General features: G+C 73.1%; 16 protein-coding genes. 4 read left to right on the top strand and 12 right to left on the bottom strand.

What is annotated here, in order from left to right; translation table 11 throughout:
• Positions 1 to 133 precede the first annotated feature (133 nt).
• On the bottom strand, positions 134 to 2,497 hold the full coding sequence (locus ACK8GG_RS09715; protein ID WP_440350297.1) for a putative bifunctional diguanylate cyclase/phosphodiesterase: 2,364 nt from the start codon (positions 2,495 to 2,497) through the stop codon (positions 134 to 136).
• A gap of 144 nt (positions 2,498 to 2,641) precedes the next feature.
• Here ACK8GG_RS09715 and ilvD point away from each other — a divergent pair, with 144 nt between their 5' ends.
• On the top strand, positions 2,642 to 4,489 hold the full coding sequence (ilvD, locus tag ACK8GG_RS09710; RefSeq protein WP_440356126.1) for a dihydroxy-acid dehydratase: 1,848 nt from the start codon (positions 2,642 to 2,644) through the stop codon (positions 4,487 to 4,489).
• A 57-nt stretch (positions 4,490 to 4,546) separates the two neighbouring features.
• Here the strand turns inward: ilvD and ACK8GG_RS09705 are convergent, their stop codons facing one another.
• Positions 4,547 to 7,147, bottom strand: coding sequence for a putative bifunctional diguanylate cyclase/phosphodiesterase (locus ACK8GG_RS09705; RefSeq protein WP_440356125.1), 2,601 nt, complete (start codon positions 7,145 to 7,147; stop codon positions 4,547 to 4,549).
• 220 nt (positions 7,148 to 7,367) lie between these two features.
• On the opposite strand from ACK8GG_RS09705, the gene ACK8GG_RS09700 reads away from it, so the two are divergent.
• The gene (locus ACK8GG_RS09700) at positions 7,368 to 7,751 is read left to right on the top strand and encodes a PH domain-containing protein (protein WP_440353414.1); all 384 of its coding nucleotides are present in this window, start codon (positions 7,368 to 7,370) and stop codon (positions 7,749 to 7,751) included.
• On the opposite strand, the gene ACK8GG_RS09695 is transcribed toward ACK8GG_RS09700, so the two are convergent.
• Positions 7,745 to 8,668 carry a 2-hydroxyacid dehydrogenase gene (locus ACK8GG_RS09695; RefSeq protein WP_440356124.1) on the bottom strand — a complete coding sequence of 308 codons (924 nt, stop codon included), beginning with the start codon at positions 8,666 to 8,668 and terminating at the stop codon, positions 7,745 to 7,747. The two genes, ACK8GG_RS09700 and ACK8GG_RS09695, sit on opposite strands and share 7 nt — an antisense overlap.
• Positions 8,669 to 8,981: 313 nt before the next feature.
• Here ACK8GG_RS09695 and ACK8GG_RS09690 point away from each other — a divergent pair, with 313 nt between their 5' ends.
• Positions 8,982 to 10,115: a PQQ-dependent sugar dehydrogenase gene (locus ACK8GG_RS09690; RefSeq protein ID WP_440356262.1), complete on the top strand. Its 1,134-nt coding sequence runs from the start codon at positions 8,982 to 8,984 to the stop codon at positions 10,113 to 10,115.
• A 46-nt stretch (positions 10,116 to 10,161) separates the two neighbouring features.
• The gene (locus ACK8GG_RS09685; RefSeq protein WP_440356123.1) at positions 10,162 to 11,859 is read left to right on the top strand and encodes a metallophosphoesterase family protein; all 1,698 of its coding nucleotides are present in this window, start codon (positions 10,162 to 10,164) and stop codon (positions 11,857 to 11,859) included.
• Positions 11,860 to 12,070: 211 nt separating this feature from the next.
• Here ACK8GG_RS09685 and ACK8GG_RS09680 read toward each other — a convergent pair whose 3' ends face one another.
• The 9 genes from ACK8GG_RS09680 to ACK8GG_RS09640 all read right to left on the bottom strand — a co-directional run bounded on the left by ACK8GG_RS09680 (position 12,071) and on the right by ACK8GG_RS09640 (position 23,214).
• Positions 12,071 to 14,449 (bottom strand): thiamine pyrophosphate-binding protein, encoded by a 2,379-nt coding sequence (locus tag ACK8GG_RS09680; RefSeq protein ID WP_440356122.1) that lies wholly within the window; start codon positions 14,447 to 14,449, stop codon positions 12,071 to 12,073.
• Between the two features lie 84 nt (positions 14,450 to 14,533).
• Positions 14,534 to 16,036 carry an Asp-tRNA(Asn)/Glu-tRNA(Gln) amidotransferase subunit GatB gene (gene gatB, locus ACK8GG_RS09675; protein WP_440349887.1) on the bottom strand — a complete coding sequence of 501 codons (1,503 nt, stop codon included), beginning with the start codon at positions 16,034 to 16,036 and terminating at the stop codon, positions 14,534 to 14,536.
• Between the two features lie 105 nt (positions 16,037 to 16,141).
• Positions 16,142 to 16,759 (bottom strand): hypothetical protein, encoded by a 618-nt coding sequence (locus tag ACK8GG_RS09670; RefSeq protein ID WP_440356121.1) that lies wholly within the window; start codon positions 16,757 to 16,759, stop codon positions 16,142 to 16,144.
• A gap of 2 nt (positions 16,760 to 16,761) precedes the next feature.
• Positions 16,762 to 17,085, bottom strand: a complete 324-nt coding sequence (locus tag ACK8GG_RS09665; protein ID WP_440349885.1) for a YbaB/EbfC family nucleoid-associated protein — start codon at positions 17,083 to 17,085, stop codon at positions 16,762 to 16,764.
• Positions 17,086 to 17,101: 16 nt separating this feature from the next.
• Positions 17,102 to 18,031, bottom strand: coding sequence for a WXG100 family type VII secretion target (locus tag ACK8GG_RS09660; protein WP_440349884.1), 930 nt, complete (start codon positions 18,029 to 18,031; stop codon positions 17,102 to 17,104).
• Between the two features lie 57 nt (positions 18,032 to 18,088).
• Complete coding sequence (locus ACK8GG_RS09655; protein ID WP_440349883.1) at positions 18,089 to 18,412, bottom strand: type VII secretion target; 324 nt, start codon at positions 18,410 to 18,412, stop codon at positions 18,089 to 18,091.
• A 119-nt stretch (positions 18,413 to 18,531) separates the two neighbouring features.
• Positions 18,532 to 20,007, bottom strand: a complete 1,476-nt coding sequence (gatA, locus tag ACK8GG_RS09650; RefSeq protein ID WP_440353408.1) for an Asp-tRNA(Asn)/Glu-tRNA(Gln) amidotransferase subunit GatA — start codon at positions 20,005 to 20,007, stop codon at positions 18,532 to 18,534.
• A gap of 2 nt (positions 20,008 to 20,009) precedes the next feature.
• Positions 20,010 to 20,309, bottom strand: a complete 300-nt coding sequence (gatC, locus tag ACK8GG_RS09645) for an Asp-tRNA(Asn)/Glu-tRNA(Gln) amidotransferase subunit GatC (RefSeq protein ID WP_440349881.1) — start codon at positions 20,307 to 20,309, stop codon at positions 20,010 to 20,012.
• Between the two features lie 226 nt (positions 20,310 to 20,535).
• Complete coding sequence (locus tag ACK8GG_RS09640) at positions 20,536 to 23,214, bottom strand: putative bifunctional diguanylate cyclase/phosphodiesterase (RefSeq protein ID WP_440356120.1); 2,679 nt, start codon at positions 23,212 to 23,214, stop codon at positions 20,536 to 20,538.
• Positions 23,215 to 23,236 lie beyond the last annotated feature (22 nt).

Here is a 23,236-nt window from a genome sequence, read left to right as displayed (position 1 = left end):
TGGCCCGTCGGCGATGGCTACAGCCGGCAATAAAAACGGCCCTCGTGCGATACACGCACGGGGCCAGCGCACTCTCAGACAGCTGAGAGCGCGCTCAGGTAAGTACTCGAAACGACCTGGTCAACGACATGGGTCAAGACTGACGCATCTCACGCGATGAGTCAACTGCTCCCACATCCTGGTCAACGGACGCGTGCTTTTCACCCGTTCGGGCAGTACCGACCCGCCGTTGCGGCCCCCGGCCGGCCCCCGCCGGCCCCTGCTGACCAGCACCGACGGGGGAATCGGGGAACGGCAGCACCCGCGGCATCGGCACCGGACGCGACGTCGACGAACTCGCCGCCTTCAGCATCGCCTCAAGGTGCTCGGCGGGCACGCCCCAGCCGAAGAGCTGCCCCTGCCCGAAACGGCAGCCGGCCGCCACCACCGCCGCCAGCTCCGCCGGGTTGGTCACCCCCTCGGCGATCACCTCGAGGCCGAGCTGATGACCCAGCCGCATCACCACGTCCACCATGGGCGCGAACGCCGGGCCGTCCTGCCCGACCGGTGCCACCGGCTCGTGCTCGGCCACCAGACTGTGGTCGATCTTGAGGATGTCGATCGGCAGCCGGCGCAGCTGCCCCAGCGAGGAGTAACCGGCGCCGAAGTCGTCCAACGCGATCCGCACCCCGGTCCGGCGCAGATCGGTCAGCCGCCGGATCAGCTCGTCGAGGTCGTCGGCGACGGCGTGCTCGGTCACCTCCAGCACCAGCCGCTGCGGCGGGACCCCGTGCCGGCGCAGCGCCTCGGCGACCTGCACGACGTACTCGGGGGCGTGGAACTCCCGCGGCGAGACGTTGACCGACAGCCAGACGTCGTGGCCGTCGGCGAGCCACTGTGACAGTTGCAGGCAGGCCCGGTCCAGCACCCAGGCGCCGAGCTTGGCGATCATGCCGCACTCCTCCGCCAGCGGGATGAACTCGTCCGGGCGCACGTTGCCCAGCTCCGGGTGCTGCCAGCGCAGCAACGCCTCGGCGCCGACCGGACGCACCGAAGGGACCGCCACCACCGGCTGGAAGACCAGGCGCAGCTCGTGGCGGGCGATCGCGCCGCGCATCTCGTGCTCCAGCGTCGTACGCCGGCGCAGCAACCTGTCGTAGGCGAGGTCGTAGTGCTCGATGCGGTTCTTGCCCCGCTGCTTGGCGTAGCGCAGCGCCAGGTCGGCGTCGCGCAGCAGCGACTCGACGTCGACGCCCCCGACCCCGCCGGCCATCCCGATGCTCACCGAGAGCAGGACCGGCGCGCCGTGCTGGTCGTAGGGCTGGTTGAGCCGCTCCAGCAGCTCCTCGGCGAGCGGCACGGCGTCCTGCTTGGCGCAGCGCAACAGCACCGCGAACTCGTCGCCGCCGAGACGCACCGCCACGTCGCCCGGGCCCAGCCCGGCCCGCAGCCGCCGCCCCACCTCGACCAGGACCGCGTCGCCGACGTCGTGACCACGGTCGTCGTTGACGTGCTTGAAGCCGTCGAGGTCGAGTTCCAGCAGCACACAGGGGGCACCGACAGTGGCGTCGTGGTGCAGCGCCCGCAGCAGCCCACGCCGGTTGGCGAGCCCGGTCAGCGGATCGGTGTGCGCCAGCTCCCGGAAGTGCGCCTCCCGTTCGGCGAGCCGCTCCGCGTACGCCCGCACATCGCGCAGCGCCAGGTACTGGCGGGTGACGAGTGCGAAACCCTCGATGCTGCCGGCGACGATGGCGTACACGTCGAAGTTGCCCTGCAGCAGCAGGTGGTACATCGCCGAGAGCGCCATGGCGGCCATCGGCACGAAGGCGTACGCGCTGTCGCGCCGGATCTCGGTCACCTCGGCGGCGCCGTGACGGTCGTGGCGGCGTACGGCGAACGCCAGCAGGGCCAGCCCGGTCACTGCCAGCATCCCGCCGGCCGGGTTGAGCCACGGACCGGTGCAGCAGCCGAGCCCGGCGGTCAGCGCGAGCCCGCCCACGGCGAGCGCGACGATCCCGCCGCCGAGCCGCAGCAGTGGCCCGCGCGGGGGAAGCGCCCGCAGCAGCACCGCGCAGACGAGTCCGACGGCGAGAGCGGTCACCACCGTGGCACCGAGAATCGCGCCGTCGGCCCGGCCGGTGGCGGCGCCGAGCAGCCGCGTCGGCTCACTGAGCAGTACCCAGCCGACGAACCAGGCCGCCGTGGCCAGGATCACCCCGTCGAGCAGCACCCGGCCGGCGACCGCCAGCGAGACCCAGACGCCGGGCAGTCGCAGAAACCCCGCCCCGGCCAGCAGCGTGCCGAGCGACGTGCCCACCGCCACCACCGCGGCCAGGGCCTCCCGCCGCTGCACGCTCCACGCCGGCACGGCGTCGCCGAGCAGCCCGGCCAGCACGCTCACCGCCGCGACCAGGGCCGCGACCGCCAGCATCCGGTACGCCGGACAACAGCGCCCCGCCGGACGTGCCGAGACGGCCAGCGAGGCGGTCGCCGCGGTCGCCGTCAGCCCGACCGCCATCAAGACGATCACCATGCCCGGGGGAAGATGCACGACCCCAACTCTGCCGGATCACCGTGCTCCACGGGAACCCGCACGCGCAATTGCTGGGACACATCGAGACAGCCGCGGACCGCCGCAGCCGACGGTGTAAAACTTGTCGGTATGCCTGACCTGCGGTCGAAGACCTCCACGCACGGCCGGACCATGGCCGGCGCCCGCGCCCTGTGGCGGGCCACCGGAATGACCGACGACGACTTCGGCAAGCCGATCGTCGCCGTCGCCAACAGCTTCACCCAGTTCGTACCCGGACACGTGCACCTCAAGGACATGGGTGCGCTCGTCTCGGAGGCGATCGCCGAGGCCGGCGGCGTCGGGCGGGAGTTCAACACCATCGCCGTCGACGACGGCATCGCCATGGGCCACGACGGGATGCTCTACTCGCTGCCCAGCCGCGAGCTGATCGCCGACGCCGTCGAGTACATGGTCAACGCGCACTGTGCCGACGCCCTGGTCTGCATCTCGAACTGCGACAAGATCACCCCCGGGATGCTGCTGGCCGCGCTGCGGCTGAACATCCCGACGGTCTTCGTCTCCGGCGGCCCGATGGAGGCCGGCAAGACCGTCGCCATCGAAGGCATCGTCCACGACAAGATCGACCTCATCGACGCGATGATCGCCGCCTCCAACGACGCGGTCACCGACGCCCAGCTCGGCGACATCGAACGCTCCGCCTGCCCCACCTGCGGCTCCTGTTCCGGCATGTTCACCGCCAACTCGATGAACTGCCTCACCGAGGCCGTCGGGCTCGCGCTGCCGGGCAACGGCTCGACGCTGGCCACCCACGCCGCCCGCAAGGCCCTCTTCACCGAAGCCGGCCGGACCGTTGTGGAGATCGCCAAGCGCTACTACGCCGGTGACGACGCCAGCGTGCTGCCCCGCGCCGTCGCCTCCCGGGCCGCCTTCGAGAACGCCGTCGCCCTCGACGTCGCCATGGGCGGCTCGACCAACACGATCCTGCACCTGCTCGCCGCCGCCCGCGAGGCGGAGATGGACTTCGACGTCGCCGACATCGACGCCATCAGCCGCCGGGTGCCCTGCCTGGCCAAGGTCGCCCCGAACTCGCCGAAGTACCACATGGAGGACGTGCACCGCGCCGGTGGCATCCCCGCCATCCTCGGCGAGCTCCACCGGGCCGGCCTGCTCAACTCCGACGTGCACGCCGTGCACGCGCCGACGCTCACGCAGTGGCTGGCCGACTGGGACATCCGCAGCGGCACGGCCACCCCGGAGGCGATCGAGCTCTTCCACGCCGCGCCCGGCGGGGTGCGCACCACCGAGCCCTTCTCCACCAGCAACCGCTGGTCCACCCTGGACACCGACGCCGCCGAGGGCTGCATCCGCGACCTGGCGCACGCCTACTCCGCCGACGGCGGGCTGGCGATCCTGCGCGGCAACCTCGCCCCCGACGGCTGCGTGGTCAAGACCGCCGGCGTCCCCGACGACTGCCTGACCTTCCGCGGCCCCGCCAAGGTCTACGAGTCCCAGGACGACGCGGTGCAGGCCATCCTCGCCAAGGAGGTCGTCGCCGGCGACGTCGTGGTGATCCGCTACGAAGGGCCCAAGGGCGGACCGGGCATGCAGGAGATGCTCTACCCGACCTCCTTCCTCAAGGGACGCGGCCTCGGCCGGGCCTGCGCGCTGCTCACCGACGGCCGCTTCTCCGGCGGCACCTCCGGGCTCTCCATCGGCCACGCCTCCCCCGAGGCCGCCTCCGGCGGGCTCATCGCCCTGGTCGAACCGGGCGACGAGATCGTCATCGACATCCCGAACCGCTCGATCGAACTCGACGTCGCCGCCGAGGTGCTCGAGGCGCGCCGCGTCGCCCAGGAGAAGCGCGACAAGCCGTACACCCCCCTCGACCGGCACCGTCCGGTCTCCGCGGCGCTGCGCGCGTACGCCTCGATGGCCACCTCGGCCAGCGACGGCGCGTACCGCCGCGTCCCGGAGTGACCACCTGACGATCGCGCAAAAGCCCGGCCGCCGGCCCGGCGGCCGGGCCTCGCCGCATCAGCGCGGGGCGGCCGGGAACTCCTCCAGGTACGCCTCCACCCGCTCGGCGGGCGCCGGCGCCGACAGGCCGAACCCCTGCCCGAACCGGCAGCCGGCCGCCCGCGCCTGCGTGATCTGGTCGGCCGACTCCAGCCCTTCGACGATCACGTCGATCCCGAGCCGGCGGCCCAGCCCGACCACCACGTCGATCAGCCGCTGACCACCGGCCGCCTCCCCTGCCGCGGCGGTCAGCAGCGCCCGGTCCACCTTGAGCAGATCCAGCGGCAGCCGGCGCAGCTGCGCCAGGGACGCCTGGGCGGCGCCGAAGTCGTCCAGCGCGATCCGCACCCCGAGCTGCCGCAGCGCGACGAGCTGCTCCACCACCCGGGTCACGTCCCGGGTGATGGCCGGTTCGGCGACCTCGACGACCATCCGGTCGGGCTCCACCGCGTACTCGGTCAGCGCGTCGGCGGCGCGGGTCACGAAGTCCGGGCCGAGGAGTTCACGCGGGGAGACGTTCACCGCCATCCAGACCGGCCGGCTCGCCTCCGTCCAGGAGGCGACCTGGCGGCAGGCGCGGCGGAAGACCCAGGTGCCGACCTCGTCGCCGAGCCCCAGGTCCTCGGCCACCGGCAGCGCCTCCTCCGGCAGCACAGTGCCGAGCGCCGGGCTGCGCCAGCGCAGGAAAGCCTCGGTCCCCACCGGCAGCGCGTCGCGCAGGTCGATCACCGGCTGGTAGACCAGGTCCAGCTCACCGCGGCCGACCGCCCCCGGCAGTTCCCGCTCCAGCTCCAGCCGCCGGGCCAGGCGCTCCTCCAGGCCGGGGTCGTACCACTCGACGCGGTTGCGGCCGAGTTGGCGGGCCCGGCGCCGGGCCAGGTCCGCGCGGCGCAGCACGTCCTCGACGTCGGCGGCGTCGGCGAACTCGGCCAGGCCGATGCTCACCTGCAGCCGCACCGTCCCCTCCGCCACCGGGTACGGCTCGGTCAGCGCCGTCAGCAGCCGCCCGCCGAGCCCGTACGCGGTCACCGACCCCTCCATCCCGGCCACCGCGAACTCGTCGCCGGCGAGCCGGGCGATCACCTTCTCCGGTCCGGCCACCGCCCGCATCCGGCGTGCCGCCTCCATCAGCACCCGATCGCCGCCGGCCCGGCCATGGGCGTCGTTGGCGTCCGCCATCCCGTGCAGGTCGATCACGAGCAGGGCGCCGCCGGAGCGGCGGACCGCCCGCCACTGCGCGATTGCCCGCATCAGCTCACGGCGGTTCGCCAGGCCGGTGAGCTGATCGGTGATGAACAGCCGCTGCACGGTGCGCTCCAGCCGCCGCCGCTCGCCGATGTCGCGCACGTGCACCACGTACGCGGCGACCTCCGGCACCTCACGCTGGTCGGTGATGGTCGACTCGGTCTCCCGCCACGCCCCGTCGCCGTCACGCAGCCGGGCGGTGACCAGCCGCGGATGGTCCAGCTCCGGGCCGGTGAGCACGGCCAGCAGCCGGCCGGCGTCGTCGGGGTGCATCAGGTCGGCGAAGGGCCGGCCGACGACCTCGGCCTCGACCAGCCCGAATAGCCGTGCCGCGGCCGGGGACTGCCAGCGCACCAGCAGGTCCACCCCGACCACCAGGGTCAGGTCGTTGCCGCCGGAGACCAGGCTGCGGAAGTACGCCTCCTGGGTTGCCAGCTGCCGGGCGGAGCGGCGGATGTCGTGGGAGGCGAGCAGCTCCCGCACCACCAGCGGCGGGATCAGCCCGAGCGCCAGCAGGACCGCCGTACGGTCGAAGTCGCCCGACCGCAGCAGGTGCAGCACCGCGGCGACGCTGGCGATCACCGCCGGCGCGGTCAGCATCGGATAGCCGGAGGGCGTCGGGTGCCGGCGCGGCCCCCGGTCGGGGCGGTTGGCGTGGCGCAGCCCGGCGACCACGATCGCCGGCCCGGCGACAAGCGGCGGCACCAGCAGCAGGATCGTCGTGTCGTGCCGGCCGGCGGCGAAGAGGCCGGTGAGCAGCATCAGCGCGCAGAGCACCAGAGCGATGCCGAGCCCGGCCAGTGCGGTACCCCGGCACCGGCGCCAGTTGGTGATGGCGGTGACCGAGACGACCGCGAGCCCGGCGGCGGTGAGCAGGGCCGCGATCCGCAACAGCGGCACGGCTGGGTCGGCGGGGAAGAGCACCCAGGTGGCGAAGACGAGGCTGAGCCCGAGACTGAAGCCGTCGACTGCCCGCCGGAGCCGGGCGGCGGGCCCGAGGGCCGGACCGGGCATGAACGCCAGCCCGGTCAGGAGGAAGAGCAACGCGCCCAGCAGCCCGGCCGCGGCGACCAGGGAACGGCCGGCGGTCGGCGTCACCGGCAGGGTCGCCACGGCCAGCGCCGCGGCGACCAGCCCGGCGTCGAAGAGATGTGCGGCGCGGCGCAGCCGCTGATGGGGGCGCTGGGCCAGCCGGGCCAGTCCGACGGCCGACACCGCGGCGGTGACGCCGACTGCGAGGACCACCACCGCCAGTGGCGGCAGCGTCCCGCGCAGGCCGGTGATCAGCAGGATCGTCGTCACGACGACGAGGGCGAGGTCACCCGGTCGGGGCAGCCGGTCCCGGGTGGCGCGGAGCAGGTGCGTGACGGACACGGCGTCATCGCCTTCGTGAGGGGGCACTGACCGGTACGCGCGCGTACCAGGATCGGACGCGCCTACCCCGGAAACGACCGGTTCGCCCTCCGGTTACGTCGCCGACATAGCCGGCTCACCCCCGGCGGAACACGACGGCGACACCGGCAGGACATCGACGCAGGTCACCACCGCGCCGCCCCGCGCCGGGGCTGACCGGCGCGGATGAGAAAATCGACGGATGACCGATGCCCCGTCCGTTCGTATCCGTCACAACCAGGCGATCGTGGCCGCCGCGGTCATCGCCTTCTTCGGCACCATGCCGCTCGCCGGTGCCCGCTGGTACCTGCTGCCGCTGCTGCTGGTGCCGCTGGCGGTCATCGTCTGGGCCTGGCGCGCCGGCACCGACGCGGACCTCGACGGCCTGCGGGTACGCGCACTGCTCGGCTCCAGCCTCCTGCCCTGGTCCCGGGTCAGCGAGGTGGCCGCCGACGAACGGGGGCGCGGCCTCGCCCGGCTCGTCGACGGCACCGTCGTGCCACTGCCGGCGGTGCGCCGCAGCGACCTGCCGGCCATCGCCGCCGCCAGCGGCAACCCACTGCCGCAGCCGCAGGCCGCTCAGTAACCGTCGACCACCTCGTTGATCAGCGGATCGCCGGCGGCGTACCGGCGCAGCTGCTCACCGACCAGCCGGTAGGCGCGCGCCTGCAGGCCGGTGACCGACGCGGCGACGTGCGGGGTCAGCAGCACGTTCGGCATCGTCCAGAGCGGATGGTCGGCCGGCAGCGGCTCCGGGTCGGTGACGTCAAGCGCGGCGCTGATCCGTCCGGTCGCCAGCTCGGCGGTGAGGGCCGCGGTGTCGGCCACCGGGCCGCGGGCGCCGTTGACCAGCAGCGCGCCGTCGGGCATCGCGGCGAGGAACTCCGCGTCGATCAGCCCGCGGGTGGCGTCGGTGAGCGGCACCAGCACCACGACCACGTCGGCCGCCGGCAGCAGCTTCGGCAGCTCGGCGACGGCGTGGACGCCCTCGTCCGGCCGCGCGCTGCGCGCCACCAGGGTGAAGGTGACGTCGAAGGGCTCCAGGCGGGCCTTGACGGCGGTGCCGATCGAGCCGGCGCCCACGATCAGCACGTGCTTGCCGGTGAGTTCGCCGGTCGGGGCGACCTGGTCGTAGCTCCACTCCCGGCGCGCCTGGGCGCGGATCATGGCCGGGAAGGCCCGCAGCTGGGACAGGATCGCCGTCACCACCCACTCGGCGGTGGAGGGGTCGTGCACGCCACGCGCGTCGCAGAGCGTCACCCCGGCGGGGACCCGGCCGACCCAGGCGTCGGCGCCGGCGGAGAGCAGCTGCACCACACGCAGGTCGGGCAGGCGGCTCGCCGCCCCGGTGACCCCGGCACCGGAGAGGAACGGCGGCACCCAGAACTCGACACCGGCCGGCGACCCGGTGGTGGCCGGGTCGGCGACGACCTCCACGGTGACGCCGGCGGGAAGCTCACCGAGCAGCTCACGCCCCGGCTCGTGCGGAATCCATACCTTCACGCCGGGCACCATACAGGGATCCCGCTAGTGAAGATCGTCGAGCCGTTGCCGGGCCCAGCAGACGAATTCGCCGCCGCCAGCCGCCGGGTCGGAGCCCGGACTGCTGGTCAACCGAGCCCTGCTCCGGCGACAGCGACCGGGAACTCTTGCCGGTGCGGATAGGCTGATCCGGGTGAGCGCCCATCTCCCCCGGCACCACCGCGACCTCCGGACCGACCGCGACCTCCGGACCGACCGCGACCTCCGGACCGACCGCGACCTGCGGAGCCACGGCGGCCCTCGGCAGCACGGCAGTCTCGGCCGTCGGCGCGGCCTGCGGCTGACCGCACTCGGTACGGCCCTCCTGCTCGCCGCCGGCGCCTGTAGCTTCGGCGAGCCCGATCCCGACCCGGCAGGCCGCCCACCGAACCTGCCCACCCCGTCGGCCGGGGCGAGTCAGTCCGGCGCCGCGGAGGTCACGGTCACCGAGATCGCCACCGGCCTTCAGGTGCCGTGGGGTGTGGCGTTCCTGCCCGACGGCGGCGCGCTGGTCACCGAGCGGGACACCGCCCGCATCCTCCAGGTCGGGCCGGAGTCCGACGCCGACGGCCTGCGGGTACGCACCGTCGCCACCCTCGACGAGGTGGACGCCGCCGGCGAGGGCGGCCTGATGGGCATCGCCGTCTCCCCCGGCTACGAGCGGGACCAGACGGTCTACATCTACTACTCCACCGAGCGGGACAACCGGATCGCCCGGCTGCGTCTCGGCGGCGAACCGGAACCGATCGTCACCGGCATCCCGCTGTCGGGCATCCACAACGGCGGCCGACTCGGTTTCGGCCCCGACGGTTTCCTCTACGCCAGCACCGGCGACGCCTCGGAGCGGGGACTGGCCCAGGACCCGGCGAGCCTCGGCGGCAAGATCCTGCGGATGACCGGCGCCGGCAAGCCGGCCAAGGGGAACCCGACCGCCGGGTCGCTCGTCTGGTCGCTCGGGCACCGCAACGTCCAGGGCTTCGCCTGGGACGCCGACGGACGGATGTACGCCACCGAGTTCGGGCAGAACACCTGGGACGAGGTGAACCTGATCAAGCGCGGGGGCAACTACGGCTGGCCGCAGGTCGAGGGCATCGGCTCCGGCGGCGGCGAGTTCGTCGACCCGATCGTGCAGTGGGGCACCAGCGAGGCGTCCTGCTCCGGCGCGGCGATGCTGGAACGGCACTTCCTCGCGGCCTGTCTGCGCGGCGAGCGGATCTGGATGGTCGAGACAACGGCCCAGGGCGGGGTGCTCGGCCAACCCCAGGAGCTGCTCACCGGCGAGTACGGCCGGCTGCGCACCGTCGTGGCCGCCCCCGATGGCTCGATCTGGCTGACCACCTCCAACCATGACGGGCGCGGCACCCCGCAGCCCGGCGACGATCGCATCCTGCGGCTGGTCTTCGGCGACAGCGGCACCGGACGGAGCTGAGTCACACGTTTGGCAAGATCCTTCCGCGGGCAGGCAGAATTCAGGTATGAGCGGGGACCGTAACGAGCAGCCTGCGGCCGGGGTCGGCAAGACCCCGGCCGAACGCCGTACGTGGAGACGGCTCGGCGGGTGGCTGCGCGGACCCGGCGGGTGGCTGCGCGGACCCGGTGGTCTCCGGCTCGGCGGGTGGCTGCGCGGGCCCGGCGGCCGACGGATCGGCACGGCGCTGGCGGTGCTCGCGGTCACCCTCTCCGGCATCGTCATCGGGGTGGCGCTCGGCGGCCGGGTGGAGACCGACATCGGCCCGTTCCGGGCCGAGCTGAGCATCAGCCCCGCAGGCCACGGCCGGACCACGATCGCCATTCCCCCGCTCGGCGCGCTGCAACTCGACAGCCACGCCGGCCCGAGCCACCTGACCATCCGGCTCGGCGCGCTGGACCCGGGGCGTACCGAAGAGCTGATCGACAACCCGGCGATGATCTCCCGGCAGACCGAGACCGCCGTCGACGACCTGCGGGCCGGGGTACTGCGGCTGGCCGTCCGGACCACCGCCGTCTCGGTGCTCGCCACCCTGATCCTGGCCGCCCTCGTCTTCCGCGGCACCCGCCGTACCGCGTGGGCCGGCCTGCTGGCGCTGACCGTGACCGGCGGCACCCTCGCGTACGCGGGGCTCACCATTCGGCCGGAGTCCCTCGACGAGCCGCGCTACGAGGGGTTGCTGATCAACGCGCCGGCGATCGTCGGTGACGTGCGGCGCATCGCCGACGACTACAACAAGTACGGCGAGCAGCTCCAGCAGATCATCGGCAACGTCACCAAGCTCTACACCACCGTCTCCGAGCTGCCCGTCTACGAGCCGGATCCGAACACCACCCGGGTGCTGCACGTCTCCGACATGCATCTGAACCCGACCGGCTGGCAGATCATCCGCACCGTCGTCGAGCAGTACGACATCGACGTGGTCATCGACACCGGCGACATCAACGACTGGGGCAGCGAGCCGGAGGCCTCCTACGTCGCGGCGATCGCCCAGCTCGGCGTCCCGTACGTCTACATCCGCGGCAACCACGACTCGGCGACCACCGAGAACGCGGTACGCAGCCAGCCGAACGCGATCGTCCTGGACGACTCGGTCACCACGGTCGGCGGGCTGGCCATCGCCGGCATCGGTGATCCCCGCTTCACGCCCGACAAGAGCACCCCGATGGGCGGCTCCGAGCTCTCCGGCGACACCGCCAACCAGCTGATCGCCAACGGGGAGACGCTGGCGGACCGGATCCGCGCCAACAGCGCACCGGTGGACATCGCGCTGGTGCACGACCCGTCCGCGGCCGGCCCGCTCTCCGGATTGACCCCGCTGGTGCTGGCCGGGCACACCCACAACCGCCAGGTGTCACGGCTGCCCCAGGCGCCCGGCTCGGAGCTCAACACCGACCTGATGGTGCAGGGCTCGTCCGGTGGCGCCGGGCTGCGCGGTCTGGAAGGCGAGCAGGCCACCCCGCTGAGCATGTCGGTGCTCTACTTCGACCAGGAGCGGCGCCTGCAGGCGTACGACGACATCCGGGTCGGTGGCACCGGCGAGGCGCACGTGAACCTGGAACGGCACATCGTGCGCGACCCGGCGGAGGGTGTCGTGGACGCCCCGGTCACCCCGACCCCGACCCGCGGCGCCCCGGATCCGACCTCGACGCCGGCGAGCCCGGCCCCATCCGGTACGCCGGCGAGGCCGACCCCGACAGACTGAACCGGCACGGCCGAACCCGTGAGGCGGCGGCCAGAACCCGGGGAGTCGTGATCGTTAGTTGGTTTCCGGTGCCCTGACCCGCCGGGAACACCGGAAACCAACTAACGATCTTCACTTTCCCGGCAGAGCAGAGCAGGTGTGGTTTGCGAGCGCAGGGCTCGGCGCCGCCCGCCAGGCGGGGGCGGGCTCGCGCCGCCCCGCCAGGCCGGGGTCAGCTGAGGGAGAGGGCCGCCAGGGCGGCGTTGGCGATGCTGCCGGGGAGCAGGTCGTGCAGCTCGTAGAGCTCCTCGACCGAACCGGACTGGCCGAACTCGTCGACGCCGAGCGGCACCGCCGCCACCCCGAGCGCCGAGCCGAGCCAGGCCATCGCGTGCGACGAGGCGTCGTGCACGGTGACCACGGGCGCGCGGTCGGGGAACGCCGCCCGCAGCACACCGGCCACGCTCGGCACCGTCGCGGTCCGCACGCCCTGGCGCAGGGTCCGCTGCCAGGCCCGGTAGAGCCGGTCCAGCGAGGTCACCTCGACCACGTGGGCGGCGATGCCCTCCTCGGCCAGCTCCTTCGACGCCGCCAGCACCTCGGGCAGCAGCGCACCGGAGGCGGCCAGCTGCACGACCGGGGCGCCGGGGTCCAGTTCCGGGTACGCCTGGTGGGCGTCGACCAGCCGGTACGCGCCGGAGACGACCTGGCGGCGCAGCACCGCGTCGCCGAGCCGGGCCCGGGCCGCGGCGAAGGGCGCCTGGTCGATGGGGCGGGTGGTGAGGCGGAAGTAGTACGCCCCGTCCTCGGCGGGCGCGGCGGTGGTGGTCCGGCTCGGACCGGCGGCGATGTGCCCGAGCGCGTCGCAGAGCAGCCAGTCCAGCCCGGTCGCGTACGCCGGTTCGATGAAGGTCACCCCGGGCAGTTCCAGCCCGACGGAGGCGGTGATGGTCGACTGGTGGGCCCCGCCCTCGGGAGCGAGGGTGATCCCGGAGGGGGTGCCGGCGACGATGAACCGTGAACCGGAGTAGGTGCCGTAGAGGAAGGCGTCCAGGCCGCGCAGCACGAACGGGTCGTAGACGGTGCCGATCGGCAGCAGCGGCTGGGCGGAGAGGTCCCAGGAGAGTCCGAGCTGGCCCAGCAGCAGGAAGAGGTTCATCTCCGAGATGCCGAGTTCGATGTGCTGCCCGGCGGGGTGCTCCTCCCACCGCAGCATCCGGTCGGGGTTCCAGAGGCGCTGCTCGGAGGGGGCGAAGACGCCGGTCTTGTTGATGAACCCGGCGAGGTTGGTGGAGGTCGCCACGTCCGGCGCCGTGGTCACCAGGTACGGGGCGACCTGCTCGTTGCGGGCCAGGTCGACCAGGACCCGCCCGAAGACCTCCTGGGTGGAGATCGGCTTGTTCGCGCGTACGCCGGTGGCCTCGGGCACGGCGATCGGCAGGGACTGCTCGCGCGGCGGCCGGGCCAGCGCCTCGCGGCGGGAGGCGACCCAGATGCCGGCGGGCGTGGCCGGGTCGAGCCGGTCCCATTCGGTGTCGCGGGTCAGCCCGCGCGCGGTACGCAGCGTGTCGACCTGTTCGGTGCTCAGCAGCGCGGAGTGGTTGCGCGGGTTGCCGGCGATCGGCAGCCCCCAGCCCTTCACGGTGTAGGCGAAGATCACGCTCGGCCGGTCGGTGACGGCGTCGCACTGGGCGTACGCGTCGAGCATCGCGGCGAGGTCGTGGCCGCCCAGGTCGGTGACGAGGGGGGCGAGTTCGGCGTCGGGGATGTCGGCGACGAACGTCTCGACGGCGGCGGGGGCGCCGTCGAGGAACTGCCGTCGCAGTGCCGCACCGTCCAGCCCGAAGAGCGACTGGTACTGCTCGTTGGGCATGGCGTCGATCCAGTCGCGCAGCGCCTCGCCCCCCGGCCGGGTGTACGCCTCGGCGAGCCGGCGGCCGTACTTGACCTCGACGACGTGCCAGCCGGCGGCTTCGAACTGGCCGCGCCACTGGTTGATCCGTACGCCGGGGACGACGCGGTCCAGCGACTGACGGTTGAAGTCGACCAGCCACATCACGTTGCCCAGGCCGGTGGTGGCCGGGTCGGCGACGGCCTCCCAGATGTTGCCCTCGTCGAGTTCGGCGTCGCCGATCAACGCGACGAAGCGCGAGTCCGGGCGCTTGCCGAAGTGGGCGTCGACGTAGCGGCGGGTGACGGCGGCGAAGAGCGGCGCCGCGGCGCCGAGCCCCACCGAGCCGGTGGAGAAGTCCACCCCGTCGGGGTCCTTGGTGCGCGACGGGTAGGACTGCAGGCCGCCGCGGGCGCGCAGCTTCGGCAGGTACGACCGGTCGAGGTTGCCGAGCAGGTACTGGATGGAGTGGTAGACCGGCGAGGCGTGCGGCTTGACCGCCACCCGGTCGGCGGCGTCGAGGTGGGCGAACCAGAGGGCCGTCATCGCGGTGACCAGCGAGGCGCTGGAGGCCTGGTGCCCGCCGACCTTGACGCCGTCACCGGTGCTGCGGTCGTGGTTGGCCGCGTCGACGATGCGGGTGCTGAGCCAGAGCACCCGCTGCTGGATCTCGTCGAGGACGTCGAGGTCGGGGGTGAGGCGGGCAGGCTCTTGGCTCACGGTACGACTCCAGGGGGCGGGTCATCAGCGCTGATGACGTCAGAGGGAAAGCGGATACCCGGTCGGCGTTGCGAGCGCCGCGGGTCAGCCTTCGGCGCCGAGGCGGGCCAGGATCAGCTCGCGGACGGTCTTGGCGTCGGCCTGGCCGCGGGTGGTCTTCATGACCGCGCCGACCAGCGCGCCGGCGGCGGCGACCTTGCCGCTGCGGACCTTCTCGGCGATGTCGGGGTTGGCGGCGATCGCCTCGTCGACGGCGGCGGTGAGCGCGCCGGTGTCGGAGACGACCTCCAGGCCCCGGTCGGTCATCACCTGCGTGGGCGAACCCTCGCCGGCGAGCACGCCCTCCAGGACGGTCCGGGCCAGCTTGTCGTTGATCTTGCCGGAGTCCACCAGGCGCTGCAGCTCGGCGACCTGCGCCGGGGTGGCGCCGATCGCGGCCAGCTCGACGCCGGCCTCGTTGGCGCGCCGGGAGAGCTCACCCAGCCACCACTTGCGGGCCGCTGCGGGCGTGGCGCCGGCGGCGACGGTCTGCTCGAGCAGCTCGACCGCGCCGGCGTTGAGCACCGACTGCATGTCCTTCTCCGACAGGCCCCACTGCTCCTGCAGCCGGCGGCGGTGCAGCCGCGGCAGCTCCGGCAGGGCCGCCTTCAGCTCGGCCACCCACGCCTCGTCCGGCGCGATCGGCACCAGGTCCGGCTCCGGGAAGTAGCGGTAGTCGGTGGCGGTCTCCTTGGACCGCCCGGAGGTGGTGTCGCCGGTGTCCTCGTGGAAGTGCCGGGTCTCCTGGACGATGCGGCCGCCGGCGTCGAGCACCGACGCCTGGCGCAGCATCTCCGAGCGGACCGCCCGCTCCACCGAACGCAACGAGTTGACGTTCTTGGTCTCCGTGCGGGTGCCCCACTCCGCCCCCGGCAGGTTGAGGGAGGTGTTCACGTCGCAGCGCAGCGAGCCCTCCTCCATCCGTACGTCGGAGACGCCGAGGGTGCGGATCACGTCCCGCAGCTCGGTGACGTACGCCCGGGCCACCTCGGGGGCCATCGCGCCGGTGCCGGGGATCGGTTTGGTGACGATCTCCACCAGCGGGATGCCGGCCCGGTTGTAGTCGACCAGCGACTCGGTGGCGCCGTGGATGCGACCGGTCGCGCCGCCGACGTGCAGCGTCTTGCCGGTGTCCTCCTCCATGTGCACCCGCTCGATGCCGATGCGCACCAGTTCCCCGTCGACCTCGACGTCGAGGTAGCCGTCGAAGCAGAGCGGCTCGTCGTACTGGCTGATCTGGAAGTCCTTCGGCATGTCCGGGTAGAAGTAGTTCTTCCGGGCGAACCGGCACCAGGAGGCGATCGAGCAGTTCAGGGCGAGCCCGATGCGGATGGTCGCCTCGATCGCCGCCTTGTTCGCCACCGGCAGGGAACCGGGCAGGCCGAGGCAGACCGGGCAGACCCGGGTGTTCGGCTCGCCGCCGAAGTCGGTCGGGCAGCCGCAGAACATCTTGGTGTTCGTACCCAGCTCGACGTGGGTCTCCAGGCCGATCACGGGCTCGTAGCGCGCGACGACCTCGTCGTACGAGGGCAGGACGGTCGTGCTCATCAAGAACTCCAGCTCTGCGCGGCAACCGGATAAACCAGCACCAGCCTAGTGGCTCGCCCCGACCGGGCTGCCGGGGGTTTGCAGGCGCTGTGGCGCGCGCCCGGCTCAGCCGGTCAGCGCCGCCCGCAGCGCCTCGGCCCCGCCGCGCCGCAGCAGGATCGGCCCGGTCAGTTCCAGCCACGAGTCGTCACGGAACTCGACCCGCAGCCGGGCGCCGTGCAGCCGGTGCCACCGTCGGCGGGCCCCGGCGACCTGCGCCCGCCGCACCCACCACAGCGGCGTCAACCGCTCGGGCGCCACCGGCTCGGGCGGCGCTCCCAGCGGCCGCAGCGGATCGGAGCCGGTCAGCTTCAGCACCAGCAGCCGCCGGTCGGTCACCGCCACCACCAGCGTGTCGTCGGTGGGTACGGCCATCGCGTAGCCGCCCGCGGTCGAGTCCGGCCGGCCGTGCGCGGCCCGGCCGAAGAGCAGCCGCATCAGCCAGTCCGTCGGGCCACCGCCACCGATGTTGTCGATCGCGTCGACACCGCTGAGCACGATGTCGGCCACCCCCATCGAGCCGGCCGCCGCGCCCGTGCCCGGCGGTGGGTCGGCCGGCCGCAGCGGCTTCTCCGGCGCCGGGCCCTGCGGACGCTTCGCCTCACGCACCTCGATCAGGTTTTCGCCCGGCCGGAGGTCGGCGGCGAGGGCAGTCCCGTAGCGCAGCCGGTAGTCGATGGCCACGGTCAGTCCAGCGGGAAGGCTGCGTCGGTGCCGAGCGTCTCGCGCATCGACTCCTGCAAGCGGTCGGTCGCCACCTGCTGGGCCTTGCGGACCAGCGCGGTGATCTCGTCGCTCAACTCCGGCGAGCCCAGGCGCATGGCCCGCGCGGAGATCTCCACCCGCTCGATCCGCCCGCCGTGGTCGGCCACCACGCGCAGCAGGCCTGCCTCGTCGCTGACCTCGACCGGCTGCGCGCGCAGCTCGTCGACCCGATCGGCCATCCGCTGCTGCAGACCGTCGAGGCTCTTCACGAGCTGCTCGATCCGTTCCAGGGCCGGGTACTCCACGCTTGCGCCTCCTGAGTCAGTAACCGACAGAGTCGATCAGATTCTGCACACCCCGCGTGTACGGCCCGAGATCGTCGCTGTAGGTGCCGTCCTGCAGATAGTTGCGGTCCTTGGTGCCGTCGGAGATGTCGTGCAGGCCCAGGCCGGTGTCGATCACGGCGCCACCCATGCCGGAGAGGTTGATCGGCGACACCGCGTTGAAGGCGAACCGGGGCAGCCCGACCTTGAGCTGGTGCTCACCCAGGATCTTGAGCCCTTCGGTGGTGCGCCCCTGGGTCTTCCACAGGGCGTACTCCTTCTTGAGCTTGCGCAGCTCCATCACCCGCCGACGGTAGGTGGTCAGCCAGCGCTGGACGACGACGAGCTTCTCGGCGAGCTGCTCGAAGAGGCGACCGAGCTTCATCACGATCTTCATGCCGCGGCTCAGCGCCACCGCGAGCCGGCCGAGCCACCGTACGGCGAACGCCGCGATCGAGGCGCCGAAACTGAGCGCCGCCGCCGCGGCGGCGACCAGCGCTTCGATGGCGAGGGCGACCAGGAACTCGAAGATGAGCTCGAGCAGCAGGTTGAAGGCGTCAACCGCCGCGTTGGCCGCATCGACCAGCACATCCTTGGCGGCGCCGAGGCTTTCGGAGAGGCTGCCGATCGCCTCCTCGAGGTTGGCCATGCTGCTCTGGAAGGAGGCTGCCGCCGTCCCACCCCAGGCCGGCGGGGCGAGCTGGGCCCGGTCGTTGCGCTGCTGGTCGGCCAGGGCCAGCACCTCGGTCGAGGCGGCCAGGCACTTCTCGGCGCCGCGGATCAGGTCGTCGGGGTCACCGGCGACCAGCTCCAGCAGCTGCTCAAAGGGCCAGAGCAGCGACCGGGTGAAGTCCCGCAGCGGATCGGGCACCCCGGCGACGAACTGCTCGAAGTAGGTCTTGCTGCGCTCGAGCGCCACAGTCGACACCGCGTCATCCCCTCCCGTTGCCGCGCCACCGTAGCCGGCCCGTCGACAGCTGCGGCATCAGTTGCCGCCGCCGAACATCCGCTCGGCGGCGGCATCGGTCAGCAGGTACTGGTCCCGTTCGGCGAGGACACCCTCGGCCACCGTCTCCATCGCCTCCGCGGCGTCGGCCAGCGCCTGCAGGCACTCCTCCAGCACGGTGTCGTACTGATCGGAGAGCGAGAAGGAAGCCGGCATGATGCCGAAGGACGAGCGGCCCACCGCGCCGTCGCGCATCCGCGTACGGATCTCGTCGAACTGGTCGCCACGGCCGCGGGAGGTCGCCGCGAAAGCGGTCAGTTTCTCCGGCTCGACCTCGAATCCGTCTCCCCCAGGCGCAGTCACGCCGTCCACATTAATGGAGGTGACGCCCGGCTGCCCGCCCGTGGTCGAGGGTGGACACAAGACGACGAGGCCCGGCCCGGCCGGCGGCTGCCGACGACGGACCGGGCCCCGCGCAGCCCTCAGAGCGCCGGCGGCGTGAACGTGCCGAGCGCCGACTCCAGCGCGGCCGCGACCCGGTACATCCGGTCGTCGGCCAACGTCGGGGCCATGACCTGAAGCCCGACCGGCAGCCCGTCCGACAGGCCGCACGGCACCGAGATGCCGGGTCCGCCGTAGAGGTTGGTCGGAATGGTGAACAGGTCCGCCAGGTACATCTGGTACGGGTCGGCGGTGCGCGAGCCCAGCGGGAACGCCGTGAACGGGGTGGTCGGCGAAATCAACGCGTCGACCTGCTCGAAGGCGCTGGTGAAGTCCCGGGTGATCAGGGTCCGGACCTTCTGCGCCTGCCCGTAGTAGGCGTCGTAGTAGCCGCTGGAGAGGGCGTACGTGCCGAGCATGATCCGGCGCTTGACCTCGGGGCCGAAGCCGGCCTCGCGGGTCAGCGACATGACCTCCTCCAGGGACCGCTCGCCGTCGTCGCCGACCCGCAGGCCGAACCGGACGCCGTCGAAGCGGGCCAGGTTCGACGAGGCCTCGCTCGGGGCGATCAGGTAGTAGGCCGGCAGCGCGTAGGAGAAGTGCGGGCAGGAGATCTCCACGATCTCGGCCCCCATCTTGGTCAGCGCGTCGACCGACTCCCGGAACGCGGCCAGCACACCCGGCTCCGCGCCCTCACCGGAGAACTCGGTCACGATGCCGAGCCTCACCCCGGTCAGGTCACCGGTGGCGCCGAGGCGGGCCGCGGCCACGACGTCCGGCACCGGGGCCGGGATCGAGGTGGAGTCGCGCGGGTCGTGCCCGCCCATCACCTCGTGCAGCAGCGCGGCGTCGAGCACCGTACGGGCGCACGGGCCGGGGGTGTCCAGCGAGGAGGAGAAGGCGACCAGGCCGTAGCGGGAGGTGCCGCCGTAGGTGGGCTTGGCGCCGACGGTGCCGGTGACGGCGCCGGGCTGGCGGATCGAGCCGCCGGTGTCCGAGCCGATCGCCAGTGGTGCCTCGTAGGCGGCCAGCGCCGCGGCGGAGCCACCGCCGGAACCACCCGGGATCCGCTCCAGATCCCACGGGTTGCGGGTCGGCCCGTACGCCGAGTACTCGGTGGAGGAGCCCATCGCGAACTCGTCCATGTTCGTCTTGCCGAGCATCACGGTGCCGGCGGCCCGCAGCCGCTGCACGATCGTGGCGTCGTACGGCGGACGCCAGCCCTCGAGGATCTTGGAGCCGACGGTGGTGGGGACGCCCTTGGTGGCCAGTACGTCCTTGACGGCGACCGGCACCCCGGCCAGCGGGCCGAGCGGCTCACCGGCGGCGCGGCGGGCGTCGACGGCGCGGGCGGCGTCCAGCGCGCCCTCGGTGTCGACGTGCAGGAAGGCGTGCACCCGGTCGTCGACCGCGGCGATGCGGTCGAGGTGGGCCTGGGTGACCTCCGTCGCGGAGGTCTCGCCGGCGGCGACCAGCCCGGCGATCTCGGCGGCGGTGAGTCGGGTCAGGTCACTCATGCTCAGGCCTCCTCGTCCAGGATGCGGGGCACCCGGAAACGCTGCTCCGCCACGTCGGGGGCGCCGGAGAGCGCCTCCTGCGGGGTCAGACCGGGGATCACGACGTCCTCGCGCAGCACGTTGGTCAGCGGTACGGAGTGCGAGGTGGGCGGGATGTCGGCGGCGGTGACCTCGCCGACCTGTGCGACCGCCTGGAGAATCACGTCGAGCTGACCGGCGAAGGTGTCGAGCTCCTCCTCCGTGACGGCGAGCCGCGACAGTCGCGCCAGATGCGCGACCTCCTCGCGGGAGATGGCGGCCATCGGTGCCCCCTTCATACCTAGCGTCTGCTGCGCAGCCTGAGCTGCCGGTGTGCCGGAGCCGTACGGCTGCCCGGGTGCGGGTGCCACACGGTTGCCCGGTGTGTGCCGGCCACGCGCCGGCACGGGCGTGGCGGCCCCGAACGAGTCTATTTGTGCACCGGAACCCGCCGGCCCCCGACTCCCCCGACCGGTATCCGGGGCGCGGGTGCACCCGGCGCGGCCCGGGTCACCTCCGGCGGCGGTGCCGCCCGTTCGTCCCGTCGGTGGACTTCGGTCCGGCGGCGGACCCCGCGGTGGCGGCCGGGTCCGGGGCGGGGGTGGGCGCCGGGGTGAGGGGCCGGTAGCGCGCCAGCCACTCGGTCAGTTCGTCGGCGGGCATCGGCCGGGCGTAGAACCAGCCCTGGGCCGCCTCGCAGCCGGCCTCGTGCAGCAGCCGCCAGGTCCGCTCGTCCTCGACCCCCTCGGCCACCACCCGCAGCCCGAGCGCCCGCGCCAGGTCGATCATCGAGCGGACGATCGCCGCGTCGTCGGCGTCGTCGGACATCCCCAGTACGAAGGAGCGGTCGATCTTCACTTCGGCCAGGGGCAGCCGTCGCAGGTGCAGCATCGAGGAGTAGCCGGTCCCGAAGTCGTCGAGCGAGATCGCGACCCCGATCTGGTGCAGCCGCGAGATGGTGGCGAGCACCCGGCGCGGATCGGCCATCAGCGCCCCTTCGGTGATCTCCACCTGGAGCCGGTCCGGCGGGATGTCGTGGCGTTGCAGCAGGCTGGCGATCTGGTCGGCGATCTCCCCGGTGTGCAGGTCCCGGACGCTGACGTTGAGCGCCGCCCGCACGTCGACGCCGGCGGCGAGCCACCGCGCCAGCTGGTTGACGACGTCGTCGACCACCCGGCGGGTGAGCAGCCGCATCACCGGGCTCTGCTCGGCGACCCGGATCAGCTCCTCCGGGTCGACCCGCCCGCGGGTGGGGTGGTGCCAGCGCAGCAGCGCCTCGACCCCGACCACCCGGCCGGAGGCGATGTTGATCTGCGGCTGGTAGTACATGGTGATCTCGCCGACGTCCGCCGCCGGGCGCCCCGGCCCCGCCGGGACCGTTGCCGCTGCTGCCGCCCCGGCCGGTGCCGCCGGGGCCGCCGGGGCCGCCGGAGTGACCGTTGCCGCCGGGGCCGCCGGTCGCGTGGCCGACTCGGCGGGACGCTGGGCCGGGGTCTCCCGATCCGTGCCCTGACCGGTCGCCGGACCGGCGCGGTCCACCGCCACGAGCCCGGGCGGTCCGGCCGCTCGCAGCGCCGCGTCGGCGCTGCGCCCGCGTGGATCAGCGGACGTGACGATGCGCTTGAGGAGTTCGTCCTCGTTGACGACTTCGGCCGCCCGGCTGCGACGCCAGGCGCCCCAGCGGCTGCCGGCCCGGCGATCGCCGCCGCCGTGCGAAGGCTCCCCGGGGGCCGGGTCCGGCACCGCGCTCCTGATTTCGCCCTGGGCCCCAGCGGTCCGCTGCCGGGCCGCCACCGGCGGACCGGTTCGCGGCCCCGGTTCGTCCGGGTCGCTCTCCGGCGACGGGGTGCCGGTCCCGCCGGGCTTCGGCGCGGTCCCATCCCCCTCCAGCACCCGGCGCAGGTCGGCCAGGAGGTTGAGCCGCTCCGGGGAGTTGTGGTCCGACTCGGGCGAGTAGACCGCCACCGAGTCCCCCCGGTGCTTCGCGTCGTACATCGCCACGTCGACGTGGCGCATCAGGGTGGTGAAGTCCTCGCCGTGTTCGGGGAAGAGCGCCACGCCGATGGAGCCGCCCACGTCCAGCGGCAGACCGTCGATCGGCACCGGTTCGGTCAGCGCCCTCACCAGGCAGTCGGCGACCTGCCGGGCCTGGGCGTCGTCCCGCAGGCCGGTCGCGACGATGGCGAACTCGTCGCCGCCGAGCCGGGCGATGACGTCGCCGGGGCGCAGGGTCGTCCGCAGCCGCTTGCCGACCTCCACCAGCAGGCGGTCGCCGACGGCGTGTCCCAGCGCGTCGTTGACGTGCTTGAAGCGGTCAAGGTCGATCAGCAGGAGCGCGAAGCGGGAGTCGGCCATCCCGCGGGTGGCGCGCTCACCGTGTGCCCGCACCTCCTGGGCGACGGCGGTCAGCAGTGCCTTGCGGTTGGCCAGCCCGGTCAGCGGGTCACGCGCCGCCAGCTCCTTCTGTTCGGTGGTGAGCCGGGCCATCCGGTGCACCGCGTAGAGCGGCACCATGATCAACGGGATGAGCGCGGGGCTGGTCCGGGCCGCGGCCGCCAGCACCGGCGCCAGCAGCAGCAGCGCACCGGTGGCGAGGAGTTCGAAGAGCAGCCCCTGCCGCAGGGTGCTCCCCCACCCGGTGCCGAAGCGCAACACCAGTGCCGTGGTCAGCGAGACGTACTTGACGGCGAACCATGCCAGCGCGGCGGCGGCCAGCACCCCCACCTCGGCCCAGCCGGGGCGTCCCGCACCGCCGAAGGGCCCGCCGGGCACGAGGCCGGTCACCGCGTACGCCGCGGCCAGGGCGAGCGCGTACTGGGCGAGGTTGAACAGCATCCGCCAGGCGGCATGGCGCAGCAGCAGGCCGGCGACGACGACGGCGACCGCCTGCACCGTGACCGCCGCGCCGAGTCCCCACTCCAGCATGATCGCGAAGGTGAAGCAGACCGACGGATAGACCGCCGAGGAGGTCCGGCGCCCGACCGGCGGCGCGAAGGGGCGCACGTCGCTCAGCACGGCGAGCACCGCCATCAGCACCAGGGCGAGGTCCGGGCGGGCAACCAGCGCGGGCAGGGTGGTCAGCGAAGGGACACAGCAGGCCGCCGCGAGCAGCACGACCGCCGCGACGAATCCGAAGAAGGGCACCGCCCGTTCCGGGGGAACGGAGTTGCGCAACGCGCTCGGCTCCACTCAGACCTCCCGCCGCGACAAA

This window comes from Melissospora conviva (assembly GCF_049523535.1).
In the GTDB taxonomy this organism is placed as follows: Bacteria; Actinomycetota; Actinomycetes; order Mycobacteriales; family Micromonosporaceae; genus Melissospora; species Melissospora conviva.
This window is presented reverse-complemented; position numbering and strand designations above follow the sequence as displayed.